At 48.4% G+C, this 20742-nt stretch carries 19 protein-coding genes and 1 pseudogene; 10 read left to right on the top strand and 10 right to left on the bottom strand.

Going from position 1 to position 20742, the window contains the following annotated elements; genetic code table 11:
• Positions 1-131: IS1 family transposase (locus BL249_RS04810; protein WP_342633895.1), on the bottom strand; the 131-nt coding region annotated here is incomplete at its 3' end.
• A 108-nt stretch (positions 132-239) separates the two neighbouring features.
• Here BL249_RS04810 and BL249_RS19165 point away from each other — a divergent pair.
• Entirely contained in the window at positions 240-407 is a 168-nt protein-coding gene (locus BL249_RS19165) for a hypothetical protein (RefSeq protein ID WP_158234019.1), read from the top strand.
• Between the two features lie 142 nt (positions 408-549).
• Here BL249_RS19165 and BL249_RS04805 read toward each other — a convergent pair whose 3' ends face one another.
• A complete protein-coding gene (locus BL249_RS04805; protein ID WP_099706259.1) occupies positions 550-1611 on the bottom strand; it encodes an NAD(P)-dependent alcohol dehydrogenase in 1062 nt (353 codons plus the stop codon).
• Positions 1612-1955: 344 nt separating this feature from the next.
• Entirely contained in the window at positions 1956-4787 is a 2832-nt protein-coding gene (gene uvrA / locus BL249_RS04800) for an excinuclease ABC subunit UvrA (RefSeq protein ID WP_099706258.1), read from the bottom strand.
• Between the two features lie 253 nt (positions 4788-5040).
• Here uvrA and ssb1 point away from each other — a divergent pair, with 253 nt between their 5' ends.
• Positions 5041-5577, top strand: a complete 537-nt coding sequence (gene ssb1 / locus BL249_RS04795) for a single-stranded DNA-binding protein SSB1 (protein WP_099706257.1) — start codon at positions 5041-5043, stop codon at positions 5575-5577.
• A gap of 197 nt (positions 5578-5774) precedes the next feature.
• A pseudogene (locus BL249_RS04785) lies at positions 5775-6815 on the top strand (IS3 family transposase).
• Between the two features lie 551 nt (positions 6816-7366).
• Here BL249_RS04785 and BL249_RS04780 read toward each other — a convergent pair.
• Genes BL249_RS04780 through BL249_RS04770 form a run of 3 tightly spaced genes read right to left on the bottom strand, consistent with a single transcriptional unit; the run spans position 7367 to position 9562 of the window.
• Entirely contained in the window at positions 7367-8740 is a 1374-nt protein-coding gene (locus BL249_RS04780) for a PTS ascorbate transporter subunit IIC (RefSeq protein WP_099706263.1), read from the bottom strand.
• 39 nt (positions 8741-8779) lie between these two features.
• Entirely contained in the window at positions 8780-9052 is a 273-nt protein-coding gene (locus BL249_RS04775; protein ID WP_099706256.1) for a PTS sugar transporter subunit IIB, read from the bottom strand.
• A 48-nt stretch (positions 9053-9100) separates the two neighbouring features.
• A complete protein-coding gene (locus tag BL249_RS04770) occupies positions 9101-9562 on the bottom strand; it encodes a PTS sugar transporter subunit IIA (RefSeq protein ID WP_099706255.1) in 462 nt (153 codons plus the stop codon).
• Between the two features lie 483 nt (positions 9563-10045).
• On the opposite strand from BL249_RS04770, the gene BL249_RS04765 reads away from it, so the two are divergent.
• The 5 genes from BL249_RS04765 (at position 10046) to BL249_RS04745 (ending at position 14339) form a co-directional block, all read left to right on the top strand.
• Positions 10046-10780: a GntR family transcriptional regulator gene (locus tag BL249_RS04765; RefSeq protein ID WP_099706262.1), complete on the top strand. Its 735-nt coding sequence runs from the start codon at positions 10046-10048 to the stop codon at positions 10778-10780.
• A gap of 250 nt (positions 10781-11030) precedes the next feature.
• On the top strand, positions 11031-12530 hold the full coding sequence (locus tag BL249_RS04760; RefSeq protein ID WP_099706254.1) for a PTS transporter subunit EIIC: 1500 nt from the start codon (positions 11031-11033) through the stop codon (positions 12528-12530).
• 84 nt (positions 12531-12614) lie between these two features.
• Positions 12615-13631, top strand: a complete 1017-nt coding sequence (gene malI / locus BL249_RS04755; RefSeq protein ID WP_099706253.1) for a Mal regulon transcriptional regulator MalI — start codon at positions 12615-12617, stop codon at positions 13629-13631.
• A gap of 9 nt (positions 13632-13640) precedes the next feature.
• Positions 13641-13844 carry a hypothetical protein gene (locus tag BL249_RS04750; RefSeq protein ID WP_099706252.1) on the top strand — a complete coding sequence of 68 codons (204 nt, stop codon included), beginning with the start codon at positions 13641-13643 and terminating at the stop codon, positions 13842-13844.
• A gap of 57 nt (positions 13845-13901) precedes the next feature.
• Positions 13902-14339, top strand: a complete 438-nt coding sequence (locus BL249_RS04745) for a DUF3828 domain-containing protein (protein WP_099706251.1) — start codon at positions 13902-13904, stop codon at positions 14337-14339.
• 19 nt (positions 14340-14358) lie between these two features.
• Here the strand turns inward: BL249_RS04745 and BL249_RS04740 are convergent, their stop codons facing one another.
• Together BL249_RS04740 and BL249_RS04735 are read right to left on the bottom strand one after the other, a co-directional pair.
• On the bottom strand, positions 14359-15294 hold the full coding sequence (locus tag BL249_RS04740) for a VirK/YbjX family protein (RefSeq protein ID WP_099706261.1): 936 nt from the start codon (positions 15292-15294) through the stop codon (positions 14359-14361).
• A 1046-nt stretch (positions 15295-16340) separates the two neighbouring features.
• Entirely contained in the window at positions 16341-16742 is a 402-nt protein-coding gene (locus BL249_RS04735) for a transposase (protein WP_099706250.1), read from the bottom strand.
• 542 nt (positions 16743-17284) lie between these two features.
• Here BL249_RS04735 and BL249_RS04730 point away from each other — a divergent pair.
• The gene (locus tag BL249_RS04730; protein ID WP_099706249.1) at positions 17285-18541 is read left to right on the top strand and encodes a polysaccharide biosynthesis protein; all 1257 of its coding nucleotides are present in this window, start codon (positions 17285-17287) and stop codon (positions 18539-18541) included.
• A gap of 8 nt (positions 18542-18549) precedes the next feature.
• Positions 18550-19497 carry an ATP-grasp fold amidoligase family protein gene (locus tag BL249_RS04725; RefSeq protein ID WP_099706248.1) on the top strand — a complete coding sequence of 316 codons (948 nt, stop codon included), beginning with the start codon at positions 18550-18552 and terminating at the stop codon, positions 19495-19497.
• A gap of 32 nt (positions 19498-19529) precedes the next feature.
• Here BL249_RS04725 and BL249_RS04720 read toward each other — a convergent pair whose 3' ends face one another.
• Both BL249_RS04720 and soxS read right to left on the bottom strand, forming a co-directional pair.
• On the bottom strand, positions 19530-19811 hold the full coding sequence (locus tag BL249_RS04720; protein ID WP_099706247.1) for a YjcB family protein: 282 nt from the start codon (positions 19809-19811) through the stop codon (positions 19530-19532).
• A 378-nt stretch (positions 19812-20189) separates the two neighbouring features.
• Positions 20190-20615 carry a superoxide response transcriptional regulator SoxS gene (gene soxS / locus BL249_RS04715; protein ID WP_241898837.1) on the bottom strand — a complete coding sequence of 142 codons (426 nt, stop codon included), beginning with the start codon at positions 20613-20615 and terminating at the stop codon, positions 20190-20192.
• Positions 20616-20742: the final 127 nt, after the last annotated feature.

Here is a 20742-nt window from a genome sequence, read left to right as displayed (position 1 = left end):
TAAGCGTAAGTGAGTTGAAACACGCGGTGGCAGTCACGGCAGCGAAATCTGTCATAGCCTTTAGGGTTCTGACCATGGCGGTAAACCTGAACAGACTGACAACGGGGACAATGAACGTTAACGCTGGCCATAAGAGAACCTCAAAAGCCCGCATTATACATCAGATTCAACCAATTAGAGGCATCACCGATTTTTCGACCCTGGCAATACAGACCTCTAATAAATATCTGGGAGTAGAAATGTATTACGAAAAACAACGAGTCAAACCGGGTGACAGTATCAGAACGCAGCTGCAGGGGGGGTTAGGGGAAAGTCAGTTTAAATTCGTACTCATCAAAAAGCAGGGTAAAGATGTCAGTAAGGGGCCATTTACCGGTTCTGCCGTACTGGTCATGAGCGCTGACTAATCTGAAAAATAGTCATCAGCCGGGCAGACTGGCTGTGTGATTCGTGAGGCATAGCGGTTTCTTCAGGGTGTCTGATGCCTGAGTTAAATGATAAAAACCGGCGTAAATAAAGCGGACCGGCGGCTATCCGGTCCGCAGCTTATCAGGCAGCCTGTTTATTCAGTGATTTAATATCAATGACAAAGCGATACTTCACATCACTTTTAAGCATGCGTTCATATGCTTCGTTAATGTAATTCATATCAATCATCTCAATATCTGACGTGATGCCGTGTTTGCCGCAGAAATCCAGCATTTCCTGGGTTTCTGCGATGCCGCCAATCAGTGAACCGGCGATCGCGCGGCGTTTAAAGATCAGGTTAGCGACTGCTGGTGAAGGGTGGCTGTGTTCCGGGACGCCGACCAGTGTCATGGTTCCATCGCGCTTAAGCAGGTTAGTGAACTGATCGAGATCGTGCTGGGCAGCCACGGTATTCAGAATGAAGTCAAAACTATTGGCATGTTGAGCCATCTGCTCAGCATCTTTAGAGATGACGACCTCATCGGCTCCCAGACGTTTACCGTCTTCAACTTTTGACGGCGAAGTGGTAAACAGCACGACTTTTGCACCCATGGCGTGAGCCAGTTTGACACCCATATGACCCAGTCCGCCCAGTCCGACAATACCGACTTTCTGGCCGGGGCCGACTTTCCAGTGACGCAATGGAGAATAGGTGGTGATACCGGCGCACAGCAGTGGCGCAACTCCCGCCAGATCGAGATTTTCCGGCACCCGTAATACGAAATCTTCATGCACGACGATTTGGCTTGAATAACCGCCGTATGTCGTGGTGCCGTCAAAACGGTCGGTGCCATTATAGGTACCAACAAAACCGTTTTCACAGTATTGCTCCAGACCTTCCTGGCAGCCAGGGCAGTGACGACAAGAGTCGACCAGACAGCCGACGCCAACGATGTCGCCAATCTGATATTTAACGCTTTCTGTGCCAACTGCGGCAACGCGACCAACAATTTCGTGGCCGGGAACCACCGGATAGACGGTATTGCGCCATTCGTTACGCGCCTGGTGAAGATCGGAGTGGCAGACGCCGCAGAATAAAATTTCAATCAGAACATCGTTAGCACGCAACTCGCGCGGCTGAAATTCAAAGGGAGCCAGTCTGGCTTTTGCGTCCTGAGCAGCATAAGCATGGGTTATCTTCATGATTTCTCCAGATTTAACCATTAGAAGTGACGTTAAGCGATTTTCCGCCAGCAACCATATTCGCGCTGGTGGCAGACAGTGACGGGCGATGGTGCAAAATACATCCGAAAACGTGACGCCCATCGAAGAGCAATAAGCTTAGTAGTCAACGCCGCTGCGGGGTAGGGCAGAACCTATTGAAATCTTGCCTGATCCTGCAAACGTTTACTGAATTAGAGTAAAATAAAGCGAAAATGCTTCATTTTTACCCGCGTGTGTCAGCAAAATTAGCAGATTTATCTTATGATGTTGGTACCCGACGGACGGACGGCATTCATCAGATGATGCCGTCCGCAGCGCAAGGTTTAACGTGGTTTAAGCATCGGTTTCAGAAAGCGTGCGGTATGTGATTTTTCGCAATCGGCAACGGTCTCCGGCGTGCCGGCCACCAGAATTTCACCTCCACCACTTCCCCCTTCCGGACCGAGATCAACAATCCAGTCGGCGGTTTTGATCACATCCAGATTGTGTTCAATCACTACGATGGTATTGCCCTGGTCGCGCAGCTGGTGCAGAACCGCCAGTAGCTGCTGGATATCGGCAAAATGCAGACCGGTTGTAGGCTCATCAAGAATATAGAGCGTCTGCCCGGTGCCGCGTTTTGACAGCTCGCGCGCCAGCTTGACCCGCTGGGTTTCGCCACCTGACAGGGTGGTGGCGGACTGACCGAGACGGATGTAGGAAAGCCCAACGTCCATCAGCGTCTGCAGTTTACGCGCCAGTGCCGGCACGGCATCAAAGAAGTCACGGGCTTCTTCAATCGTCATATCCAGCACCTGATGAATATTCTTGCCTTTATATTTAATCTCCAGGGTTTCGCGATTATAGCGTTTGCCTTTGCAGTGATCGCAGGGGACATAAATATCCGGCAGGAAATGCATTTCAACTTTAATTACCCCGTCGCCCTGGCAGGCTTCACAACGGCCCCCCCGAACGTTAAAGCTGAAACGTCCCGGTGTGTAACCGCGCGAACGCGATTCCGGTACGCCGGCAAACAGCTCGCGCACCGGGGTAAAAATACCGGTATAGGTTGCCGGATTAGAGCGCGGTGTGCGGCCAATCGGACTTTGATCGATGTCGATCACTTTATCAAAATGATCGAGACCACTAATATCGCGGTAAGGCGCCGATTCCGCCAGGGTGGCACCGTTTAATACGCGTTGCGCCACCGGAAACAGGGTGTCATTAATCAGCGTTGATTTGCCGGAACCCGACACGCCGGTAATGCAGGTGAACAGGCCGACCGGCAGCGTCAGGGTAACGTCTTTCAGGTTATTGCCGCTGGCGCCAGTCAGTTTCAGTACCTTTGTCGCATCGGCTTTTACCCGCTCTTTTGGCACCTCAATGGCCCGCTTGCCGCTCAGGAATTGCCCGGTCAGTGAATCTGCAACCGCCATGATATCTTCAACGCTGCCTTCGGCAACGATCTCACCGCCGTGGACGCCGGCGCCGGGGCCGATATCGATAACGTGATCCGCTGCGCGAATTGCGTCTTCATCATGTTCAACTACGATCACCGTATTGCCCAGATTACGCAGGTGAATCAGGGTCTCCAGCAAGCGTTCGTTATCGCGCTGGTGCAGGCCAATCGACGGTTCGTCCAGAACGTACATTACCCCGACCAGCCCGGCACCAATCTGGCTGGCGAGACGAATACGCTGTGCTTCGCCACCGGAAAGGGTTTCCGCTGAGCGCGACAAAGAGAGGTAGTTCAGACCAACGTTAACCAAAAAACGCAGGCGATCGCCGATTTCTTTCAGCACTTTTTCAGCAATTTTTGCCCGCTGGCCGCTGAGCCTGATGTGCTGAAAAAAGTCCATGGCATGACCAATGCTCATTTCTGAGATGGTCGGCAATGTGGTGTTTTCAACAAAAACATGGCGAGCTTCACGCCGCAGACGTGAGCCATGACAGCTGGCGCAGGAACGATTACTGATAAATTTCGCTAGTTCTTCGCGTACCGCGCTGGATTCGGTTTCTTTATAACGGCGTTCCATGTTGTGTAACACGCCTTCGAAAACGTGGCGGCGCACCGAGGTATCACCCCGATCGTTAATATATTTAAATTCGACAGACTCTTTACCGGAACCGTAAAGAATCACTTTTTTAACACTCTCTTTTAACGAGGCGAACGGTGCTTCAATATCAAAGTGGTAGTGATCCGCCAGTGAGCGCAACATCTGAAAATAATAGAAGTTACGACGATCCCAGCCGCGGATGGCACCGCCTGCCAGCGAAAGCTCCTGATTTTGTACCACCCGTTCGGGGTCGAAATATTGTTGGACGCCGAGACCGTCACAGGTAGGGCAGGCCCCTGCCGGATTATTAAATGAAAACAGGCGTGGTTCCAGTTCATTCATGCTGTAACCACATACCGGACAGGCGAAATTGGCAGAAAAAAGCAGCTCTTCAGCTTGCGGATTATCCATTGAAGCAACCATTGCCGTGCCGCCGGAGAGTTCCAGCGCGGTCTCAAAAGATTCCGCCAGCCGCTGTGCCAGATCGGCTCGTACTTTAAAGCGATCGACGACAACCTCAATGGTGTGTTTTTTTTGCAGTTCCAGCTTTGGCGGATCGGACAGATCGCAAACTTCACCATCAATACGCGCGCGGATATAGCCCTGGGTCGCCAGGTTTTCCAGCGTTTTAGTATGCTCACCTTTTCGATCGCGCACCACCGGTGCCAGCAGCATCAGACGACTGCCTTCCGGTTGGTTAAGTACATTATCCACCATCTGGCTGACGGTCTGGGCAGTCAGTGCAACGTCATGGTCAGGGCAACGTGGTTCACCTACGCGGGCAAAAAGCAGACGCAGATAGTCATGAATTTCGGTGATGGTACCGACCGTTGAACGTGGGTTATGAGAGGTCGATTTTTGTTCAATTGATATGGCGGGTGACAGCCCTTCGATATGATCGACATCCGGCTTTTCCATCAGCGAAAGAAACTGACGTGCATAGGCAGAAAGCGACTCAACATAGCGTCGCTGGCCTTCGGCATACAGCGTGTCAAATGCCAGGGAAGATTTCCCGGAACCGGAAAGCCCGGTGACGACAATAAGCTTATCCCGAGGGATGATCAGGTTGATATTTTTCAGGTTATGGGTGCGTGCACCACGAACTTCTATCTTATCCATTCACTTTTCCCGGTTAGCACAGATGCCGCCATGCTCGCGGCACGGCCACAAAGAAACAGGTTATTATGGCATAAAAATAACTGTCCGGATATCCAGTGTTATCGTCATTTGTTAGGGTTTTGTGCTACGAACCATTCTGGAAGCCGGCTCGTATAACCTGAACGCATCGTGTTAACTTCATAGGCATACCCGCTATGAGATGATAGACTTTCATAGTAGAAAACTGACTAAAATTTCATCGGGAGAATCGAACATGGCCAGCAGAGGCATTAATAAAGTCATTCTGGTGGGGAATCTTGGCCAGGATCCGGAAGTTCGCTATATGCCGAGTGGCGGCGCGGTGGCCAACATCACGGTAGCAACGTCTGAGAGCTGGCGTGACAAGCAGACCGGTGAACAAAAAGAAATCACAGAATGGCATCGTGTGGTGTTGTTCGGCAAGGTCGCGGAAGTTGCCGGCGAATATCTGCGCAAAGGTTCACAGGTTTACATTGAAGGCCAGTTGCGCACCCGCAAGTGGCAGGATCAGGGCGGCCAGGATCGTTACACCACCGAAATTGTGGTTAACGTCGGTGGCACAATGCAGATGCTGGGTGGTCGTCAGGGTGGCAGTGCTCCGGCTGGTAGCGGTGCGGCTCCGGGCAACAACAATAATGGCTGGGGCCAACCGCAACAGCCTCAGGGTGGCAATCAGTACAGCGGCAGTGCGCCGTCTCAGCCTCAGCAAAACAGTGCGCCGGCTAACAGCAACGAACCACCTATGGATTTCGATGACGATATTCCGTTCTGAAGATGACCTTAGAGTTATCTGTAAAGAATGAAAACATAGGCCCCTGTTAATTCAGGGGTTTTTTATTTTCTATCGTCGGAAAAAGTGTCTTGTATAAATTGGTGATTTTTCACATAAAGTGTACCTGTAGTGGCACACTGAATTTGGCCACCTGAACAGAGGTGATATGCTCACCTCAGAACATTACAGGTGCCCCAATGAAAAGAAGAAGTTTCAGCGCAGAATTTAAACGCGAATCCGCTCAACGGGTCCTTGACCAGAACTACACCGTTACAGATGCAGCCAGCGCTATGGATGTCAGCCTTTCCACAATACGCGATGGGTGAAACAGTTACGTGATGAGCGGCAGGGAAAAACACCAAAAGCTTCCCCCATTACCCCGGAACAAATTGAAGTCCGTGAGCTCAGGAAAAAGCTACAACGTATTGAAATAGAAAGTTAAATATTAAAAAAGACTACCGCGCTCCTGATGTCAGACTCCCTGAACAGTTCTCGATAATCGGGAAACGCAGGGCGCATTATCCTGTAGCCACGCTCTGCCATGTGTTCGGGGTTTATTGTAGCAGCTACAAATACTGGAGAAACCGTCCTGAAAAACCAGACGGCAGACGAACTGTATTACGAAGCCAGGTATCTGAGTTGCATAGCATCAGCCACGGTTCTGCCGGGGCAAGGAGCATCGCCACCATGGCGACCCAGAGAAGATATCAGATGGGGCGCTGGCTTGCTGGCAGACTCATGAAAGAACTGGGACTGGTGAGCTGCCAGCAACCAGCTCACCGCTATAAACGTGGCGGTCATGAGCATATCGCTATCCCGAATTACCTTGGACGGCAGTTCGCAGTGGCAGAGCCAAATCAGATATGGTGCGGCGACGTAACGTATATCTGGACAGGCAAACGCTGGGTTTACCTCGCCGTTGTTTTCGACCTGTTCGCAAGAAAGCCAGTGGGCTGGGCAATGTCGTTCTCACCAGACAGCAGACTCACCACGAAAGCGCTGGAAATGGCATGGGAAACACGTGGCAAGCCAGCCGGCGTGGGAACTGCCGGGATAATAGCCCAATGGAGCGCTTCTTCCGGAGCCTGAAGAATGAGTAGGTGCCAGTGACTGGCTACATAAGCTTTAGCGGTGCAGATCAGGCAATAACGGACTATCTCGTTAAGTATTACAGCGAGCTCAGGCCACACGAGTATAATGGTGGGTTACCACCAAACGAATCGGAAAAACGATACTAGAAGAACTCCAAAGTGCTGGCCAGTTTTAGTTGACCACTACAGGATGCTTACAAGGGGACATAGTCAGTATGTCGGAAGATCTCTAAAAGTGAATGGACCGTTTTAGCGGGATGCTTACAATATCGTTACTTATTCAGGAAAAAACAATCCGCAGCACCAACTAACGATTGATTTTGAAAGCTGTGCCGATACCGATCCGGCAAATTCGACTAACACTGGATGGTTTCTTGCTAAAGAAGCGGGAACGGTCAGCTGCCATATTACATCAGAAGGGGAGCAGGAGATTAGCGCTGATACGTATACAGTGTATCTCGATGCCGGAGTATGGGTAGAGTAAAGGTTTCTGATGGCTGTTACCGGGAGTGTGATTATGCAACTGCCGATATGTTATAACAAAATGAATTGAGTGTATTTTTGAAAAAATACTGTATTTTATGTGCCCATTTTTAATAGGGGCCGTTTGTTATCAGTGCGGCTGAATATGTTATTGGTATACTTTATGGCTGTCCGATTACAGGCGGCAGATGCCGCCTGTGGTTGAGACACTGTTTTCAGCTTTGGTTTTCTTTACGGGTAATTTTACGGGCGGTTGCAAAGTTATACACCACCAGCAACGCAAAAATGCCGGTAATGATTGCCGTGATCGTGCCTTTATCAAGAAAACGAGCCATGTTGCCAAGAAGGATGCCGGCAACGCCAAAATCAGTATCAGAGAACATGGTATTGGTCAGCCCTAATGCTCCCAGTACCGGAAGCAGGGCAACTGGCAGGAAAGTAATTAAAATACCGTGGGCGAAAGCGCCGAGAATGGCACCGCGTTTTCCGCCTGTTGCATTGCCGAATACGCCCGCTGTTGCGCCACAGAAGAAATGCGGGACAACGCCAGGTAAAATAAGCACCCATTTCAGCTGGCCAAGAATAAACAGGCCGACCAGACCACCAATAAAACTGGAGATAAAGCCAACCAGCACTGCATTAGGCGCGTAGGGAAACACAATCGGGCAATCCAGTGCGGGCCGGGCCTCAGGCACCAGTTTTTCTGAAAAGCCGGTAAAGGCCGGGACAATTTCGGCAAGAATCAGACGAACCCCTTGCAGGATGATAAAAACCCCTGCGGCAAAGGTAATTGCCTGCACAAAAGAATAAACCAGGTAATTCTGTCCCTGACTGAAATGACTTTCTACATATTGCGGGCCGGCCGATACTGCCAGAATGAAATAAATAATCATCATGGTCAGCGAAATTGAGATGGTACTGTCGCGCAAGAAACTTAAGTTTTTTGGCATGTTCATCTCTTCGGTGGAGCGCGATCCTTTACCCACCAGAGAACCAATCCAGCCGGCCAGGATGTAACCGATGGTACCGGTGTGGGCCAGCGCCACCTGATCGTTACCGATGATTTTGCGCATATATGGCTGCGCCAGCGCCGGGAAAAGTGCCATCATCATGCCCAGCGCCAGCGATCCGGTATAGATCATCTGAACGCCACTGAAGCCGGCTACTGACAGAATAATCGCGACCATACATGCCATATAGAAGGTGACATGGCCGGATAAATAGATATATTTCAGCCGGGTAAATCGCGCGACAATAATATTGGCGACCATACCAAAGGCCATAATCAGCGTGGTGGGTGCACCATATTTTGCCAGCGCAATAGATACCATGGCTTCGTTGTTGGGAATGATCCCCTGTACGTTAAATGCAAATTTGAAAATATCACCGAGCGGCGTTAATGAGCCCACAAGGACCGAGGCGCCGCCAGCCAGTACTAAAAAGCCCAGAATAGTTTTGACCGTTCCTTTAATGATGTCAGGGAAAGGTTTTTTTTGTGCAATCAGGCCGATTAACGCGACCAGCCCGACCAGGATGGAGGGCACTTTCATCACGTCTACAACGACTTGTAAAAGATTCTGGATAAACATATTCACCTCAGCGGTCAATGTTATACAGCGATTGCGCGATTACGCCTGGTTGAAGTAATGGCTCAGTTTTTCTTCTAACTCTTTGATATCAATAATGCTATTAACGATAATAACCTTGTCTTCTGGCAAGTTTGCGCTGTAGGCGATGTCTTTTCCCATAACGAATACATCGGCAAGATTGGCAGTGACCGAGCCTAAATCCGCATGATCAACCTCTGCGGAAACATCAATATTTTTCAGCACTTTTTTAATATTCATTTCCATCATGAAGCTGCTACCCAGGCCTGCTCCACATACCGCCATGATTTTCATGTCGCACCTCATTTATGACTGTTATGACTGTGTCTGATTCTGCCGGCGTTAACCGGCATGATTTTCCGGCAGTAAAAGCGCCATCAGCGCCGCTTTACTGCGCGTAGTGAAGATGTGTTGCATTGTGTCATCGTCAGAAAGCACTTCCGCCAGCTGGGAGATCATATCGATATGGCTGTTGCTGTCGGGGGCTGAAAACATAAAGATTATATCGACCGGATCATTTTCACCGGCGTCAAAATTAATGGCGCTGGCCAGTTTTAATACCGATAAACCGAGTTTGTTTGCTCCCTGCTCTGGTCTGGCATGGGGCATGGCAATGCGCGGTGCAATCACAAAATACGCACCGATTTCCTGCTTCATACTGATAATGGCATCAATATAACGCGGGGAAATTGCTCCCGCTGCCAGCAGAGGACGGCCGGCAAGGATAATCGCCTCCTGCCAGCTGGTGACCTTGTCAGCGTACTGAATCGTTTCTTCATTCAACCAGCTCGCCAGATTTGCCATGCTCTTTTCCTGCTATAAAGTCAGGTACTGAACCCCTGACGTGGTGTTATTGACTCTGTTGTCTGCGGCTTTCCCATTCGGGTAGGCCAGTTATGTCCAGACAGCTTGAGATTATATGCCCAGCCCGGATAGCGTTTTACTCAGGGCAGATGCTATTTTTCGCCGCCATGCTGGCGGGAGTAATTCAATAACTGTTATAAAAAACAGTGTAATAAAGGCAATGATGATGCCGGGTTGCCTGTTTATTGCGTTCCGGATAAACCTAAAGATGTCTAGTCATATTGATGATGAACCTGGACGTGTACAGATACAATATATGAGGTTAAGATATATACGGACATGTCATGATTGAATGCAAATTCGTTAGCCCGATCACATCCTGACGCTGTCAGACGGGGCCGCCCAGCTTCAATCCACCGCGCCGGGAGGCTTTATATCCTGTCGGCAACGCCATGCTGTCTCTACCGGATCGAAAGTATGCTGATGATCGAGGGCATTACCGAAAAACAAAAAGAAGTCGTTGATTACCTGCTGCGAAAGATTAAGCAGCAGGGGTTGCTACCGGGCGATAAACTCGATACTGAAATCGCAATTGCTAAAAATATTGGTATTACCCGCGCCACGGTCCGTGAGGCGACGCGCATTCTGATTGAGCAGCAGCAAATATACCGGGTGAAAGGTTCCGGGCTTTTTGTTGGATCAATTGGTAAAAGTAATCATTCTGGCAGATTTCACGCGCTTTCCCCTTTTGATTTTCAGGCACAGAAAAAAGGGTTTAAGGGGGTAAGAAAAGTGCTTACCGTGAGTATCATCAGGGTGCCTTCTCCTGATATTGCTCAGGCATTACGGATAAAAAATAGCGATAAAATATATAAAATTTTGCGCCTGATGTGTTTTAACGATATCCCGGTGGCACTGGAGCACATTCATTTGCCGGTTAGCCTGTTTGAAAGCATGGAATGCAGCGAGCTGGAAATTTCAAAATACTCATATATTGAAAAAGTTACCGGTAAAAAGGTTCAGCGCAGGGAACAGCATCTGAATGCGATTAACGTCAGCGATCCGCAGCAGCTGATGTTACTGAAACTGAATGACCAGGATGCGGCCCTGGAAATTAATGAAACCGTCTATCTTGACGATGGCACCCCCTGCGAAGTGAACGTTGCAGTGATCAATACCCGGCTGCTGCAGTTAAGGCAGAATAGCGAGCGTCCGTGATTGCCTCATTTTTGTTAACGGGTTAAAAAACGCCTGTCATCACCTGGTTGCTGGCTACGTTATCTCTTAAGATCGCCCGGTAGTTTGCCGATCAACTTCAAAAATTTCACATTCTGCCCGCCGGCTAATGAAATATCCATTGCACCGCCAGGTGCGAGATTTCATTATAAGTATAACGTTTTAGTAGAACGTTATACTTACAGTTAACCTCAATAATACATAAAACAAATCACATTCGGGGGGAGACAGCATGAGTCTGATCTCAGGTTTTATTAAGTCGTTGTCAAAACTGTCGATGATTGGTCGGGCGCTGATGCTACCAATCTCACTGCTGCCGGCAGCCGGTCTGCTGCTGGCATTCGGTAATAAATTTGAATTGCCGCTGATGATGAATGCCGGTGGCGTGCTTTTTGATAACCTGCCTATGCTGTTTGCGATTGGCTCAGCGGTTGGCCTGGCATCAGAATCTGGTATTGCGGCCTTGTCGGCGGCGGTGTCAGTGTTTGTTACCAATATCACGATTAGCACCATGCTGAGCGTCACGCCGGAAATGGCGACTCAGGGTGGCAAATATGCCATGGTAGTTGGCATTCCCACACTGCAGATGGGGGTGTTTGGTGGTTTAATTTGCGGCATCCTGGCGGCCTGGTGTTATAACCGTTTTCATGCGATGCAGTTACCGGAGTTCCTCGGATTCTTTTCAGGTAAACGCTTTGTTGCTATTGCCACCGCGTTTTTATCATTTTTACTTGGACTGGTATTACCTTTTATCTGGCAGCATATTCAGGCGGGAATTGATGCTTTGTCGGTGGTAGTGAATGGCGATAATCAGGCCGCTTCCACTTTTATTTTCGGGCTGGTGGAGCGGGCACTGATTCCTCTGGGATTACACCATATCTGGTATCCTTCTTTCTGGTATTCATTCGGAGACTACACCATGCAAACTGGCCAGCTGATCCACGGCGATCAGACTATCTGGTTCAAAATGCTGGAAGAAGGGGTAAAATCATTTAGCGCGAATAGCTATCAGAATGCCGGCAAGTTTATGCAGGGGGAGTTCCCGCTGATGCTGTTTGCACTGCCCGCTGCCTGTCTGGCGATGTACCATGAAGCCTATACCAAAAACAAAAAGATCGCCTTTGGTATTCTGTTTTCTGCCGCACTTACCTGTTTTCTGACCGGTATTACTGAACCGGTTGAATTCACTTTTATTTTTGTGGCGCCGGTGCTGTATATCTTTAATGCGATTATGGCTGGTCTGGCGTACATGTGTATGTATTTGCTGCATGCTCATATCGCGAAATCATTTTCTGCAGGTTTTATTGATTATCTGTCTTTTGGTATTGTGCCTTCCTTGAATGGTTTCCAGACGCATTACCTTAACGCCGTGGTAGTGGGTGTCCCTATGGCGGTAATTTATTATTTCACCTTCCGCTTTGTGATCCGGCGTCTGGATGTGAAAACGCCCGGGCGCACCGAGGTTACCGCCGATGCCAGTGACAGAACCGACACCGAGCTGGCTCAGGAGATTGTCAGCTTGCTGGGCGGGGCACAAAATATCGATGCCGTGGGGGCCTGTATTACGCGTTTGCGGCTGGAAGTTGCCGAGCGTGATAAAGTCGATAAAGAGGGACTTAACAGCCTTGGCGCCCGGGGCGTTGTATTTGTGGGTGATAAAGGTATTCAGATTATTTTTGGTGCGCGCGCGCAGTTTATCGCGCAAACCCTGTCGACAATGATCGGTAAATAAACCAAAAATAGCCTCTGCATGTCTCCCGCTTCGGCGGGAGAACGCTGTTTCCGGTTTAATTTTTGGTTTTCTCACGGAGTGGATTTGAAAAAAGTCAGCATCATTGATGTGGCACAGCGGGCGGGGGTATCGGTGTCCACCGTCTCGCTGGTGCTTCGTCAGAAAGGAAAAATTTCTGCGGCAACGATTGAAAAAGTGCAATCTGCCATCAATGAGTTAGGTTATGTCCACAATGTAGCTGCCGCAAATTTACGCGCCAGTACTTCTAACCTGATTGGTCTTATCCTGCGGGATTTTAGTGACACTTTTTCGATAAAAGTAATGGCCAGCGTGGTGCAGGAGCTGGAAAAACAAGGTTACATGATATTCCTTGGCCAGCCGCAGGATGATGGTGACCAGCTTGCACGCTGCCTGCTGTCTTTCAGGCAGCAGGGCGTTGCCGGCATTATTTACCTCTCTTCACAGACCAGCTGCGCCAGCTTACCGGACCAGATTCGCCAGATTGCGTTGCCGCTGGTGGTTGTCTCACAGCTGCAGATTACCGGGAGTTGTAATCTGGTGATGCGGGATAATCGTCAGGCAGCCGGCCTTGCTACGCGTTATTTAATTGGCCGGGGTCACCGAAGTATTGGCTATATTGGCGGCCAGGAAAACGACCTTATCCGCCAGCAGCGCCTGCTTGGCTTCCGCAGTGCGTTAGTGCAAAACGGCATCCCTTATCGTGAAGACACGTCACCGGCCTGTAGTGAAAACACGCATGCTGTCAGCGTTGCCACGCGCCAGCTGCTGGAAAAGAATAACACTATCACCGCATTACTGTGTCATTCACCGGCTGCAATGATCGGTTGTATCAGTGGCATTCACCAGGTCGGGCGAACTATCGGTAAAGATGTTTTTTTGACGCAGCAGGTTGCCCTGGTCGGTTTTGAGGACATGCTGCAGGTGAATCTGACATCGCCTGCTTTTACCTACGTCTCTTCTGCCAGCGAGGAAACCGGCCGTCAGGCGGCCACGCTGATAATCCGTAAAATAAAACACCCGCAATCTGAAACTCAGACGGTGACGCTTTCCGGCCAGCTGGTTGCCCGTGACTCAGCCTGATGAGAGATAATGGCAGTATTCAGCTACCCTCTGTTTCAAAACAAAAATACGGGCTTTCTCAGGGCTGGCAGGCTGAACTTTTCTCTATTATCTGCCGCCGGATCGGTGCGCTCAGGTCTGCAAGATAGCCATGGTTATGATGGTGTTATTTATTTATCTAAAGTGGCTATTTTGCCGGCTGAATTTTGTTCCGGTTTCCCCTACAATCGGTGACCATAACCGGAGCCAGGGAACTCAGGATGTCGTTTCCGCTTTACAGAGATAGCATTAATGAAAACATGTTTAATGGGACTGTTGCTGGCACTGACAGCTTTTCATGTTGCCGCACAGGCGCCCCGGCTGTCGCCGGAGATGACCGGACAGGCATTTTACAGCTGGTATCTGGGCGCCATGAATAAAGATGAAAGTCCGATTGATGAGCATGATCCTAAATTAAATCAGTATGTTACCCAGCATCTGATTAACCGCATACAGGTGCTGATTAAAAGTCCGACAGGGATGAATAACGACTACTTCATTCAGGGGCCGGATTACAGTGACAGCTGGGTTGACCACATCTCTACGCTGCCATTTGAAATTCACGGTGATGAGGCGAAAGGTGAAGTGGTGCTGGGGCTACCTGATGACCAGCAACGGCTTCTACTCACCATGAAAGATGAGCACGGCATCTGGAAAATTGATGATGTTTCTACGGTGACGCCACCTTAAGTGGCGTCAGTTAGCGGTATTACAGTACATGATGACGGAAGCTTTCCTGCATGGCATCCAGCAAGTCATAGCGTTTGCGGTATTCTGAGCGTTTTTTGCTGACGATCTCCGTCAGCGGTTTGCGCGGAAAGCAAAGTGGCAGTGAAAACAGGTCGCGACTGACCGGCTGACCATAAATTGCCCGCCAGAATTCATCATAGCTGGCATGGAACAGGCGCTTTTTGCTAAGCCGGTAACGCAGACTGCGGAAAACGTGGCCGCGATCGCTGACTGCTTCGATGCGCGTGACGCCGGTGATGGCGGCCAGCATCTGTACGACCTCCAGTAACAATCTTTTAGGAAACAGCCCGTGGCATGCCCGGGTAGCGTCGCGAATCACTTCATGGGGGGTGTCGCGATGCGCTCCCTGAATTCCGCCAATGATAAGCACGCGCTGTGGTTTATTTATCACGGCAAAAGTCAGCATGGCAAGACGGGTGTGATTGCATTTAATAAACATGTTTGCCTCGCCTTCCCGCTCACAGCGTCCGCTGCAGACCAGTTCAACGACAAAGTGTTCACCATTTTTACCGCTAAATGTTGTCAGCGTCAGCGGTACGCTGGAAAGCAACGCGGTACGCAGCGAGGCCAGCGGCAGCCGGCTGGCGAAATCATAATGACTGATAATCGCTTCGCTACGTGCCTGCACTGGCAAAGAAAGGTAAAGATAAGGGCGATGAATTTTTCCGGGCAGGGTGTTCTGTAACGGCAGCATCGTTTGCATTACCTGGCTGGCGGCAATGGCCGACAGCAGTTGCATAGTGGCTCGGGGATAAATGAAAGCGCGCACTAAGTATTTTACGCGATACAGTGGTTGCTGCCACAAGCCACCGGGTTGCAGCCGGCCTGAGACTAAGGCGTAAAAAAGAGATAGCCCACTCTCCTTGTGAATCATTTGCGAGGTATTTTCCGACATAAGGTTCATCCATTTTCCTGACGGGCGGTGAATAAAAAGAGCAGGATCGCTTCTGGTATTAAAAAATTAAGAATTAACTGAAATTAACCGCTGGTTAATGTGGTGTTTATCCTTGTGTTGCGCCATGTTAATCAGTGTGGCCGGATAAGATGCCGGGATTATAGCGGTGTTGGCTGGCTGTTTATTACCCGATAATGATTTTTCTGCCACCAATAACGTCAATTTTTCTGATAAGTGCTGTCGTCAGGGTCGCCAGACAATGATCGTTATGCTGTTTCTCTGACGGGTACTGGTCGCAGAGTCACATTTTTTATTGCAGTGGCATGGTTATTTCGCGGATGAAACCCGCCAAAGTGTGAAGTGTATCCCATATTAGTCAGCCGTCTTTTCAGTGAAACCGGTTTTTCCTTTTCAGGATAAGTGAGTAAAACCTGTCAATGATCTGCTCAAGAATAATGAGATGATTGATTTGCGTGACTTAACTCAAATGTAAATCTGCTGCCGACAGCGGTGGATAACAAGATGAACCAGTCAATAATTGAGCGGCGTGGTTAATGAGACGAAGTGTTTAAGATAAATCTGGCTTTTAAGGGATTATCTTAAACAGATTCATTAAAAAAACCAGCCTGTTTTGGCGGGGTATGAAATTAAAAGTTAGCCGCTCTAATCAGTCCGGCAGAAAAGAGGGGGGAGGATTTCATGTTTTCTGAATGGTTTTTATTTTAATTAAGGATATTTCTTAATTCTGTCAGAAATCAGTCCGTCCGCTCGATTATCCGCAAAGTAACAATCTGACCGCATTCTGATATTAATAATGTTTAACTCAGAATGGCACAGCAAAAAGAATCATTTATTTTTCTTTAGTATAATCTGGTGCATTTCTCAGTGATGTCACTGAGAAATGCGCTGTAAACATTCTGATAATTTATAATTTTACTGGCGTGAGTAATGGCATAACACACCCGGTATACATAGTAAAATTTTACTGCAGGCATTTAAATAGCCTGACGTGCAGGCACCTCTTCATCCCTGTAAAATTCAGGGTGTTACTGGCGCTGTCTGTCCTGGCCTGAAGGATAGTGGTATACGCTGCGGCTGATATCCAGTAAGCGACAGCTGCGGCGCGTGCCGATTTCAAACCTGTCCTGCAGGAAGTTGACGGCCTGACGCTTATCATTGGTGGTAAAGAAATTCTTAAGAACGCTTTGTAGCATTGCCTTGTCAGCGCTGAGTGTTTTTAGTTCGCGTTCCATATTGTGCAATAGCGCTTCCAGCTGTTTGATTTTCCTTCCTTCTTCTGAGTCCAGCCCACCATATTTCTTCTTCCAGCTATAAAAGGTAGCTTCTGAAATTTTCAGCTTGCTACAAATATCTTTTACTTTACTGCCATTTTCTGATGCTTTAATGGCGCTGGTGATTTGCTGCTCGGTGAAACGTGATTTTCTCATAAATAGTATTACCTTTCTTAACGATAATGTGATGGGTTAAATCTGGCTTATAAGTGGATCTAACCGTTCGATTTATTAGCGCGGCGAGCGGTTGACCATTTCTATTAATTGCAAGGCTTAAGTTAAGTGATTAATGAGAAATATCATCATGGGATTACTCTTATTTTATTTCAAAAGCCTGGTGACGACTTTCGACATGGAGGGTTTTGTTATAGATTCTTTCCATCGTGTGGCACCAGACATTTTGCATAATATCTGGCGCCCGGGTTTCATAGAGTAATAAGTGATCGCCAGGTTCTGGAGGCAATTTTTTTTGAGACGGTTTTGGCGCTTTTGAGACCAAAATTAAATATATTCCTAAATTCTTAAAATTATCTCATTAATAAAAATTTAAGACTATTCTCTAATTATAAAAAATGAACTGGCGATCTAATTCAGAGGCGTCACGCTTTTTCTGGTTCCTGAACCTGATGTAACTGACTTAAGTTGTGGACACGGAAGTGATTTTTGTCCGTCTGTCTGAGGAATGATAGGGCACTGAGATGAAATACAGCGAAATGTCTAATGCGGGCTGGATGATGTCTGAAAAGGTGATATCTGTGTTTGGTGTGATATTTGTCACATCCTATGTTGCTAAATCATTTGGTCCGGCAATTTTCGGACAAATGACATTTTCAACGTCATTATTTTCAATTATTCAGACAATGGCAATATTTGGATCAGAAACCATTCTTTTCAAAAGCATCAGTAAAAATGAGAAGAAAGGTAGCCGATTGATGGCGGTTGCTCGCCGTTTTCGTCTGATTTTATTACTGATTCTCTCGACGCCGACATTAATATACGTCTGGCTGACAATGCGGGAAAATTTTGCGGTTTTTGCTTTTGCGGCATTTTTATCTGCCATTTTTGTCACGCAGGATATTTTCAGCGTTTATAACAATGCGCGTCTGAAGTCGCGTCTGAATACCGTGGCCAACGCTTGCGGTATGCTGGTCAGTTTCGCTATCAGTTTCACGGTGGCCTGGCTGAAACTGAGCCCGTTTTTACTGTCGTTATCGATTGTGGCAGTGACGCTGGTACCTTACCTGATTAAACGGGGACAGTTTTTTCGCCATCGCGAAATCTGTGCGCCGCCGCGGCGCTGGCAGCATAGTTATATGCATTACCTGTTGTATGCCGGTTTACCGCTGGCGATTTCCAGCGTGTTTATCTCCGTACAGGTCAAAATGGCGCAGTTTTTTCTGGTTGCTAGCGGCTCAGCACAGCAACTGGGGGTGTTTGCTGCCGCTAACACCATTGCAGCTTCATGGATATTTATTCCGGTGGCCATCATCACCTCCTGCTTTTCGGCAATTTTTCGCCAGCGGGGTGAAATGGCGGTCAGGCTGGCTGCACGATTGAATGGCTATGTCATGGTGGTGTCCCTTTTTATGCTGCTTATCGTTTCGCTAACTGGCGAAAGATTAATCAGCATGCTGTATGGAAACGATTATATCCAGGCAGGGAATATTATTACGCTGTTGTCGTGGGCCACCTGTTTTTCGGCCATGGGAACAGTCGTATATCGCTTTATGGTTAAAGAGGGGGGATTTAACTACCTGTTAGTGAAGATCCTCTTTCAGTTACTGATCAGTCTGTTGACTTCATGGTTTTTCATTCGTAGCTGGGGACTGATCGGTGCGGCCTGGAGTGTGTTTATTACAGAATTATTGTCACTCACGGTAATAAATTATTTTTTTAAGAAGGGAGTCATTATGAAAATTCAACTTTCCTCACGCAAAATCAAGACCTATAAATGAGGTTGAAAATGAATAAGCTGATAAAAGGATTGCGCAAAAGTATCGCCTGGTTAATACGGAAAATGCCGTGGTCATATCAGGACCGTATTTTCTATTTTCACACTTTCAGGAAGTTACCGAACCTCCGGAAGCCCCGGTTGTTCAATGAAAAAATCCTGTACCGGAAAATTATCATGGGGGATTACGTGCGCTATGGACACCTGTCGGATAAGCTGCTGGTCAGAGAGTATATTGCTCAGCAAATTGGCAACAATTATCTGATTCCCTTATTGTATGAAACGAAAGATCCGACGACGCTTTTAAGCCTTAAGTCTCTGAAAAATAACGTGATTAAACCAAATCATGGGTCAGGAATGGTTGAAGTACTGCTTGAGGAGCCAGACTGTATCCGGAAGCAGCAGCTGGTGGCACGCTGTAACGAATGGCTCAGGATGGATTTTTCCGCACATTCCCGTGAAATTCATTATCGTTTTATTAAGCCGCGTATTCTCGTTGAGCAATATATTGGTGACGGAAACCTTGGCGCAATTGATTATAAATTTCATATGTTTAATAAAAGGGATGGCCATTTCGAGTATGTGCTGCAGGTGATATATAACCGCAGCGGGCAGGGACCGCTCTCGATGATTTTTTACGTTAATAATCTGAAACATAGCTTTCATAAGATCCGTGATACAGGTCTCGATATCAGCGCGCAAATGCCTTCGCTGGAAAAAGCGTTGCAGTTAAGTAAAGTCTTAGCCAGTGATTTTGATTATGTACGGGTAGACTGGTATATCCACGAGGGCAGGATCTATTTTGGTGAGTTGACATTTACGCCGGGTGCCGGGCTGGTGACCGGGCTCGATCGTGGACTTGACCGAATCATGGGCGACATGTGGCAGCAGGATCGTAAGTCAATTTCCACTGCACCTAAACAGGGAATAGCGATGCCGGGTGTGCTAAAAAAGATATAAACCAACGGGCGATCAGGCCCGTTGTTGAAAAATTACGGCATAGGCCAGTCAGACGGGGTATGGCTCATCACTTCAACAAACGCGTCTTTAGTGATATGCCAGAAGTTAAGCAGGTTTACGGTGCTGATGGTAATGCCGAGTAAACCGGTAACAAACCAGCAGGACATGCCGATACCGATGCCGGTGAAAACAAATGCCAGCGCGTTATGGCTGGTCTGACGGCATCTTACGTTGAAGGTACTGGCAAAAAACATCATGACTGCGCTTAATAATTCCCATCTCATTAAGGCTAAACTTGCCGCCAGGGTCCCCATGATTTTTCAACTCCGGATGATTCAGCCCTGACAATTGACCAGGTAGAGACGACGCGCGCAGTTTGTCAGGGAGACCACGCAGATCGCCAGCGCGAAGGCTTAAATGTGATGCAGGTCACATTATATCACTGAATTTTAAATTTTGAACAAATTTTGCGCCTGTTAGCATCGCGTGAGTGATCGTGCTTTTGTTGCCTGTCGATAACCTGTAGTTATAGGCGATCGGGTACAGGTTTTTAGCGAAACAGGGCGGCGCTGTGCTGCTGGCTGAGCGAGGCTAACCACCTGTGGCTGGTGGTAAAAATGGCGGTGGAAGCGTAGATACTTGTGCTGGCTGGGGCACCCGGACAGTCAGCCCGGATGCCATGCTTTTAGGTTTTAGCAGGCCTGTTGCAAACCGCTGGCGGTGTCCACCCGGCAAAAGGGGGCATGATAATCGCCGTAATCATAAGGGGCGTCACGCTGTGGCTGTTGCAGCTGACGGCGCATTGCATGGCGGTATGCGGTTGGCGTCTGGGAGAACTGGCGGCGAAACACCCGTGAGAAGGTTTGCTGTGAATCGTAGCCATACTGCATGGCAATATCAAATACCGGGCGCTGGGTCTGAGACAGTGCCTGCGCTGCCAGTGTCAGGCGGCGCTCGCGGATGTAGCCGCCCAGGGTCTGGCTGGTCACATTACGAAACATGCGTTGCAGGTGCCATTTTGAATAGCCTGATTTAGCTGCCACCTCATCGATTGACAGCGTTTTATCAAGGTTTTTTTCAATCCATGCGGTCAGAGTTTTAATGATTTCATCATGCATAAAACGGGTCTCCCTGGAAGTTAAAACCAGCGCGATGGCTCGCCGTAATAGTAGTCTGGCAGCGCTTAAACCTGTGTGGTGCGTAAATTTCATGTCGCGCGTCTGATGGGGGAGAAGTATAATTCCT

The sequence above is a fragment of the Erwinia sp. OLFS4 genome (assembly GCF_002752165.1).
In the GTDB taxonomy this organism is placed as follows: Bacteria; Pseudomonadota; Gammaproteobacteria; order Enterobacterales; family Enterobacteriaceae; genus Izhakiella.
This window is presented reverse-complemented; position numbering and strand designations above follow the sequence as displayed.